7 protein-coding genes are annotated in these 7,443 nt (G+C 64.6%); 4 read left to right on the top strand and 3 right to left on the bottom strand.

Annotated features, from left to right (window positions below; all coding sequences use genetic code 11):
* A partial coding sequence (locus CYJ10_RS15725; RefSeq protein ID WP_101682467.1) for a sterol desaturase family protein occupies positions 1 to 825 on the top strand: 825 nt, incomplete at its 5' end.
* Between the two features lie 75 nt (positions 826 to 900).
* Here CYJ10_RS15725 and CYJ10_RS15720 read toward each other — a convergent pair.
* Positions 901 to 1,956, bottom strand: a complete 1,056-nt coding sequence (locus tag CYJ10_RS15720; protein WP_101682403.1) for a mechanosensitive ion channel family protein — start codon at positions 1,954 to 1,956, stop codon at positions 901 to 903.
* 276 nt (positions 1,957 to 2,232) lie between these two features.
* Between CYJ10_RS15720 and CYJ10_RS15715 the strand changes: the two genes are divergently transcribed.
* The gene (locus CYJ10_RS15715; protein ID WP_101682402.1) at positions 2,233 to 2,592 is read left to right on the top strand and encodes a hypothetical protein; all 360 of its coding nucleotides are present in this window, start codon (positions 2,233 to 2,235) and stop codon (positions 2,590 to 2,592) included.
* 42 nt (positions 2,593 to 2,634) lie between these two features.
* Here the strand turns inward: CYJ10_RS15715 and yddG are convergent, their stop codons facing one another.
* Positions 2,635 to 3,564 carry an aromatic amino acid DMT transporter YddG gene (gene yddG / locus CYJ10_RS15710; RefSeq protein ID WP_101682401.1) on the bottom strand — a complete coding sequence of 310 codons (930 nt, stop codon included), beginning with the start codon at positions 3,562 to 3,564 and terminating at the stop codon, positions 2,635 to 2,637.
* Between the two features lie 130 nt (positions 3,565 to 3,694).
* Here yddG and CYJ10_RS15705 point away from each other — a divergent pair, with 130 nt between their 5' ends.
* Positions 3,695 to 4,300: a hypothetical protein gene (locus CYJ10_RS15705; RefSeq protein ID WP_101682400.1), complete on the top strand. Its 606-nt coding sequence runs from the start codon at positions 3,695 to 3,697 to the stop codon at positions 4,298 to 4,300.
* Between the two features lie 155 nt (positions 4,301 to 4,455).
* Positions 4,456 to 5,484 carry an acyltransferase gene (locus CYJ10_RS15700; protein WP_101682399.1) on the top strand — a complete coding sequence of 343 codons (1,029 nt, stop codon included), beginning with the start codon at positions 4,456 to 4,458 and terminating at the stop codon, positions 5,482 to 5,484.
* A 244-nt stretch (positions 5,485 to 5,728) separates the two neighbouring features.
* On the opposite strand, the gene CYJ10_RS15695 is transcribed toward CYJ10_RS15700, so the two are convergent.
* Positions 5,729 to 7,135: an FAD-containing oxidoreductase gene (locus CYJ10_RS15695; RefSeq protein ID WP_101682398.1), complete on the bottom strand. Its 1,407-nt coding sequence runs from the start codon at positions 7,133 to 7,135 to the stop codon at positions 5,729 to 5,731.
* Positions 7,136 to 7,443: the final 308 nt, after the last annotated feature.

Here is a 7,443-nt window from a genome sequence, read left to right as displayed (position 1 = left end):
GGCAAGGCCTACCCGTGGCATGAAATGGGGCTGTCGCTGGTCGACATGATCGGCCGCAAGCTGATGGCCTTCCTGCCGCTGTCGCTGGCCGCACCGATCTTCGCACTGGCCTGGCAGCACCGCATCTTCACGGTGGAAATCAACAGCGCGCTGGCCGTGCTGCTGCTCTTCGTCGGCCAGGAATTCTGCTACTACTGGTATCACCGCGCCTCGCACCGCATCCGCTTCTTCTGGGCCACGCACGCCGTGCACCACTCGCCGAATGAACTGACGCTGGGCACCGCGTATCGCCTGGGCTGGACCGGCAAGATCACCGGCACCGCCATCTTCTTCGCGCCGCTGGTGTTCCTGGGCGTGCGCCCCGAGGTGGTACTGGCCACGCTGAGCCTGAACCTGCTGTACCAGTTCTGGCTGCACACCACCTGGATTCCCAAGCTGGGCTGGCTCGAATACGTGTTCAACACCCCGTCGGCCCACCGCGTGCACCATGCTTCGAATGTCGACTACCTCGATGCCAACTACGGCGGCGTGCTGATCATCTTCGATCGCCTGTTCGGCACCTACGTGGCAGAGCGCGACGACCAACCGTGCCGCTTCGGCCTGGTGCATCCGACCACCACGCACAACCCGCTGGTCAACCAGTTCGAGCACTGGATCAGCCTGGGCAAGGACATGATGGCATCGGGCAACCTGCTGAGCGCCATCGGCTACCTGCTGATGCCCCCGGGCTGGGCACCGAATGGCCAGGGCACGACGACCGAGGCACTGCGCCAGCAGCAGCGGATGGAACGTCAGGCAACAGGAGAGGTGGCAGTCGCGCAGTAACAGGAGGGGGAGCGACGGAGAAACGGGCAGCGTGTGCTGCCCGTTTCTCTATCCTTTTCGGATGGACATATGCGGCTAGCGGTCGCTGCCGCTATCCCCCTCGATCCTCAGCCGTGGCAGGAATTGCGGATACTCGCGCTGCATGAAGTCGATCAGCGCTTCGCGCACCGCGCAGCGCAAATCCCAGGCAAGGCCCGACGATGCCGCCGTGCACAGCACGCGCAACTGCATCGTCTTGTCGGTAGTGTCGCTGACCACGAGATTAAAGAATCGGCCATCCCACTCCGGACGCGCTTGCACGATGCGCGTCAGCGCCTCGCGCAACGGCGCCAGCGGCATGCCGTAGTCCACGTGGAAAAAGACCGACCCCATGATCTGCGCGCTGTTGCGCGTCCAGTTCTGGAATGGCTTTTCGATGAAATACTGCAGCGGAATGATCAGGCGACGTTCGTCCCAGATCTGCAGCACCACGTAGGTACTGGTGATTTCCTCCACGCGGCCCCATTCGCCCTCGACGATCAGCACGTCGTCGAGCCGCAGCGGCTGCGTCAGCGCCAACTGCAACCCGGCGATCATGTTGCTGAACACGGGCTTGGCCGCAAAGCCGGCAATCAGGCCGACCACCCCGGCCGATGCCAGCAGGCTCGCGCCCACCTGGCGGGCGCCGGGAAACGTCATCAGCAGCATCGCCGCGCCCATCACGATGACAAGCGTCATGGCGATGCGCGAGATCACGCGCGTCTGGGTATGGATGCGACGCGCGCCCATGTTGTCGGCCACGTTGACCGGGTGCTGGTCCAGCACACCCTGCGCGAACCCGGCAATGATGCGCACCAGCAGCCAGGTCATCGACACGATCATCAGCAGGCCGTTCAGGTGCCGGACGCTGTTGATCCAGGCCAGGTCGTCAGGGGCAGCCTGCCACGTGGTCTGCAACAGGAACAGCGGCAGCACCACCTTGGCCGGCACCCGCGCCTTCACCACCATTGCGTGCAATACCGGGGTATGCCGGGTCATCCGCAACAGCAGCAGGCCGCCCAGCCGATGGACAAGCAGACCCAGAAGAATGGCGGCGACGGCACCCATCGCCGTGCCAAACCAGGGATGACTCACCACGATTGCCATGTTCATCTGTCAGACCCTCTGCGCGGTTGCACTACGGATATGCAGATAGCGACGCCTGCGACGGCCGAAAGTTTCCCCGGAGGCAATTTTCGATATCAGACAAATACCGACATGGAAAGATGGCACAACGCGCATAGGCCTATCGCGCATCTGGCGCCTAGACTCGTATCTGGTACGACGTGGCGTATCGCGTACGTACCGTGCATCTCAGACGCACCGGCAGGCGCTCATGCGATGGGCAAGCCATCGGTGCATTCCACGATCGGATATGGAGTCAATAATATGAAGTATCCCTTCATCGTCGCGCTGGCCGCGGCCACGCTTGCAGGCTGCGCTGCCAACATGCCCTCTCCCTATACCCCGCCGCCCACCCCGACCACGCGCGCCGTTGGCGAAAGCAAGCTGGCGCCAAAGGATGCCGCGCAATGCATCGGGCAGAAATGGGCGGATGCCACCAAACAGCAGGTGTGGATGCAGTACATGCTGGCCAACGACCAGGCCTTTGACGTCTACGTGCCCGGGCAGCAGCCACCCGCCGGCTCCGCAGCGGTCGTACGCAAGTCAGCCAACGGGCCGGGCTCGTGGCTGGGATTCCGCGGCGACGACAGCAACGCGGCCGGCGCGCTCAGCCAGTGCCAGTAGCGCCCTGAAGGGCGTGCCGCACGCCTCGCCGGCGTGCCTGACTCACGTCCTGGTTTGCGACGCGGCCGGCCCCCGCGTGCCGCGTCCTCGCGTCGCAAGCCAGCACAGAATCGACCCCGCACAGACCATTGCCGCCCCTTTCCAGAACGACAGGGAAAGCGGGGCGTGCAGCAGCACGGCGGCCACCGCGGCCGAGATCACGGGGATGAAGTACGACGCGCCCGCCAGCACGGTGACGTTGCCCTGCAGGATGCCGACGTTCCACGCGGCATAGCCGAATCCCATCGCGCAGGCGGCCAGTATCAGATAGGTGATGCCCTTGAGACCGATCACCATGGTTTCGCCATCGGTGAACAGGTATTTGCCCCACAGCGCCAGCGCGGTCAGCATGAAAAACAGCGTGACGGCATTCTTGCCTTGTGCGATGCGGCTTGTCACCGTGCAATACCCGGCCCAGATCATGGCGCCGGCGAAAGCCAGGCCATAGCTGAGCGGGTTGTCCTGCACGTTGCCGGCCATGCCCGCCAGGTCCAGTCCCTGATCGCCGCCCAGCACCGAGGCAATCCCCAGGATGGCCAGCAGGAACCCCGGCACGACCAGCCAGTTGGCCCGTTGCCCGTTGAAGGCGATGGCGGCCAGCATCGTGAAGCTCGGCCACAGGTAGTTGACCATGCCCACTTCAATGGCCTGCCGGCCGGTATTGGCATACCCGATGGACAGCGACAGGCACAGCTCGTACGCCACGAACAGCAGGCTGCCCCAGATCAGGTAGGCGCGCGGCAACGCCCGGGTGCGCGGCGGCCCCACCGTCAGCCAGAGCAGCGCGGCAGCCACTGTATACATCAGCGCCGCACCACCCGTGGCGCCGAAACTCTCGCTCACGCCCCGGATCAGTCCGACGATCGAACTCCACAAGAGAACCGCGACAAGCCCGATCAGCGTTGCCTGTTTTTTACTGCGCGAGACTGCCATGTGCGTACGAAATCTGGATGGATGCGGGGGACGGCATTTTACCCGCTGGCGAACCGCGCGGGCCGGCGGGCGGGGCCGGCAGCCCCCTGGCCGGTTAGAATGCCGCCGATCGACAGACAACCTCCACCGGATGTATCGCCTCAATACCGTCCAGATCATGCTGGCCACCGTCGTGGCCGCCCTTGTGGCCACGGGATGCTCGCGCGAAGCGCAGGCGCCCGTCCCGTCTTCGCAGCCCGACACGCGCAGCGAACTCGAAGTGTCCGCCGGGCTGGTGCCCCAGATGGACGAAGCCGTGCTGCGCAACACGGTCGATTTTTGCATCGAGCACGCGCCACCGGCGCGCAAGGCCGTCGAATCGGCATGGAGCCTCTGGCAGGATCGCAACGCGCCCCGGCTGGCGGTAGCCCGGATCTATCGCCAGCGCCTGGAGGACACTGCCGCCAACGGCACCGGCGAGAGCGAGCGGCAGGCCAACCAGACACTGCTGGACCAGCACGCGACGCTGATCGAAAGCTTCACCAACCAGCAGCTCGACGTGATGCGCGTGGCCCTGGAGCACGACCAACCGGAAGTGGTCACGCAGCTTTGCACGGAGCACTTCGCAAGGGTCTCCGCCGGCGATTGGGACATCGGCCAGCGAGACCCCGAGATTGCCGCGCTGCTTGACGCCGGTCCTCCGAAGCCCTCCATGCCAGCATCCGCGCCGACGCCGCCAAACCCGGGCCAGCGTTGATCCGACTGCTGCGTCGGCCTTGCCTGCTATCGGACGCGTCCGAAGCGGCGTGGCCGGCGCAAGGCCCCGCCAAATCGTCGATTCTTTAGTTTCAAACGTCTTCAAATTGATCGAAGACAAATTGACGCGCTTCAGGCTCTTGCAAACTTGCGAACATGAATTCGACCTCCTCTTCGTCCCCTTCGTCCCCTTCGTCACCTTCGGCACCTTCGTCGTCCACCTCGCGTCTCGAATCCTCCGCGCCCCAGCCACCCGAAAAGGCCCGCCAGTCCGCGTCCGCGACCCGGCCAAGGCGCCTGGCATCGCTGACCGGCCTGCTCAGCGCCACGCTGCTGGCGCTCAACACGCTGGCCTGCTTTGTTCCGATTGTTCCGCTGGCGCTGCTCAAGCTGGCCATACCGACCCCGGCGGTGCGCCGGCGCGTGGACCCCTGGCTGAATGGCATCGCAACGGGCTGGGTATCGCGGAACACGCGCTGGATCGCGCGGCTCCAGCCTGAAATCTGGGACGTCCGTGGCAATACGGATCTGCGCCTGGACGACTGGTATCTGGTCAACTGCAACCACCAGTCGTGGGTGGACATCTTTGTGCTCCAACGCGTGCTGAACAAGCGCATTCCGTTGCTGAAGTTCTTCCTGAAGCAGCAGCTGCTCTATGTGCCGGTGATCGGGCTGGCCTGGTGGGCGCTGGACTTTCCGTTCATGAAGCGCTACAGCAAGGCCCAGTTGCGTCGCAATCCGGCGCTGGGCCGCAAGGATCAGGAGACCGCGCGCCTCGCCTGCGAGAAATTCAAGCTGGTGCCTACCAGTGTGATGGTGTTTGCCGAGGGCACGCGGTTCTCGGCGGCGCGTCGCCAGAGCCAATCGTCGCCGTATCGCCACCTGCTCAAGCCCCGCGCCGGCGCACTGGCCACGACACTGAACGCCATGGGCACCCAGTTCCGCTCGATGGTCGATGCGACGATCATCTACCCCGACGGCGTGCCGAGCTTCTGGCACCTTGCCTCGGGCCGTGCTGGCCGGATCGTCGTCAGAATTCGGCAAATTCCGATCCCTGACGACTTCTGCGGCGGCGACTACGCGGGCGACAAGGCCTTTCGGTCGGCGTTTCACCATTGGCTCGCAGCCCAGTGGGACGCCAAGGACCGCGACATCGAAGCGGTAATGCAGACCCAACGGCCCTGAAGGGCCGCCGCACTCGCGACACGAGGCAACACGTTGCGGCAAGTCGCCCATACATTTCAGAATATTCCGGTATTCCAATCAGAATCGTCTTCTTACACTGCAGTCGCCCGTGCAATGCGGGCGACCCAACGGAGTTCAGGGTCACCCCTCCCCTGCTCTCTTCACTTCAGATGCCACGCGGTCCCCGCCGCGTGGCATTTTTTTCGTCCGCCGGTGGGGTGACAACACGTTGGCGACCTGCCAGCTAGACCACCGCCCGCAGCGACTGCAGCAGGGTCGGCAGCAGCTCGGACACCGTGGGATGGATATGCACCGCGCGGCTGATGGTGGTGTACGGCGCCCTGGCATACATGACGTCGAGCAGGGCATGCACGACCTCATCCCCGGCCAGGCCAAGGATCGAGGCACCGAGAATCTGCCTTGTGTCCGCATCGACCACCACCTTCATGAAGCCCTGGCTCTCGCCCTTCTCGACGGCGCGTCCGACGCGGCGCATCGGGCGTGTGCCGACCAGCACTTTGCGACCCGATTGCCGGGCCTCGCTCTCGGTCATGCCCACGCGACCAAGCGGCGGGTCGATAAACAGGGCATAGGCGGGAATGCGGTCCGTTACCGCGCGCGGATCGTTGTCGAACAGGTTGGCGGCCACGATTTCATAGTCGTTATACGAGGTATGCGTGAAGGCGCCGCGGCCGTTGCAATCGCCGAGCGCCCAGATCCCCGGGACGCCGGTACGTAGCTGTTCGTCCACCTTGATATAGCCCCGCGCATCGGTCTCGACCCCGGCCTTGTCTAGCCCCAGATCGTCGGTGTTCGGCACCCGCCCCACCGCCATCAGCAGGTGCGAGCCGAGCACTTCGGGCGCTCCCGCCGCACAATCCAGCCCGACGGCCACCTGATGGCCCGCCATGCGCGCGCTCAGGCAGTTGGCGCCGACACGGACCTCGATGCCCTCGGCTTCAAGAATCTCCTGTACGGCGTGCGACACATCCTCGTCTTCGCGCTGAATCAGGCGCGGGCCCTTCTCGACGATGGTCACCCTGGACCCGAAGCGCCGGTACATCTGGCCAAACTCCAGGCCAATGTAGCTGCCGCCCACGACGATCAGGTGGTCCGGCAGGAAATCGACGTCCATCATGCTGGCGTTGGTCAGGAATGGCACGTGGTCCAGCCCGGGCATCGACGGAACCAGCGCCCGGCCGCCGACGTTCACGAAAATCCGCTCGGCTTCCAGCAGTTCGCTGCCGACCCGAACCGTTCGCGGGCTCTCGAAGCGGGCGTGCCCTGCGAAGACCGTGGCGTGTTCCAGGCCGCGCATCCACTGCTCCACCCCGCTGCTGGACTGACCGGAAATGTCGTCCTTGCGGGCCTTGACCTTCTTCATGTCGACGGCCACCGGCCCGCCGATCGTCACCCCGAACTCGGCCGCCCGCCGTGCCAGATGCGCGGCGTAGGCACTGGCGATAAGCGTCTTGGTAGGAATGCAGCCGGTATTGACGCAGGTGCCGCCAAAGCGCGCACGCTCGACGACGGCCACCGTCATGCCCTCGCCCGCCAGGCGAGCCGCCAGCGCCGGGCCGGCCTGCCCGGTGCCGATGATGATCGCGTCGAATCGCCGAACCGTCCGTCCAAACTCAGCGCCTTGAGTCATCGCAGTTCCTTGACTTGAAATGCCCTCGTCTGCCCCCACACCAGAATATGTCACCGGCGGCTGCATCGCCCTTTCATTTGTTGTGTTGTAATGCGCCCTAATCGGCATGTTTCAACGAAAAATTGGCCGCCGGATATTGCAGCGCACAACCTCGTCAAGTATGATGTGCGGTTCCCCATTTTGCGCACACTGGATTCTGCGGGAGGCATTCGGCCTCGACGTTCCGTGCGCCATTCCACGATTTCGTTCGCGCCCGCAGGCTTGACAGACGGTCATGTCCGCGACGATCGTCGGCCACCAGTCCAGGA

Origin of the sequence: Cupriavidus pauculus (genome assembly GCF_002858765.1) — a bacterium.
In the GTDB taxonomy this organism is placed as follows: domain Bacteria; phylum Pseudomonadota; class Gammaproteobacteria; order Burkholderiales; family Burkholderiaceae; genus Cupriavidus; species Cupriavidus pauculus_B.
The sequence above is the reverse complement of the archived record's forward strand: the minus strand, read 5'-3'. Positions and strand labels throughout refer to the sequence as shown.

Bases quoted from the DNA above. Each gene is read 5' to 3' on its own strand.
- CYJ10_RS15705 (WP_101682400.1), top strand. From the start codon at position 3,695: ATGTATCGCCTCAATACCGTCCAGATCATGCTGGCCACCGTCGTGGCC.
- CYJ10_RS15695 (WP_101682398.1), bottom strand. From the start codon at position 7,135: ATGACTCAAGGCGCTGAGTTTGGACGGACGGTTCGGCGATTCGACGCG.
- CYJ10_RS15715 (WP_101682402.1), top strand. From the start codon at position 2,233: ATGAAGTATCCCTTCATCGTCGCGCTGGCCGCGGCCACGCTTGCAGGC.
- yddG (WP_101682401.1), bottom strand. From the start codon at position 3,564: ATGGCAGTCTCGCGCAGTAAAAAACAGGCAACGCTGATCGGGCTTGTC.
- CYJ10_RS15700 (WP_101682399.1), top strand. From the start codon at position 4,456: ATGAATTCGACCTCCTCTTCGTCCCCTTCGTCCCCTTCGTCACCTTCG.
- CYJ10_RS15720 (WP_101682403.1), bottom strand. From the start codon at position 1,956: ATGAACATGGCAATCGTGGTGAGTCATCCCTGGTTTGGCACGGCGATG.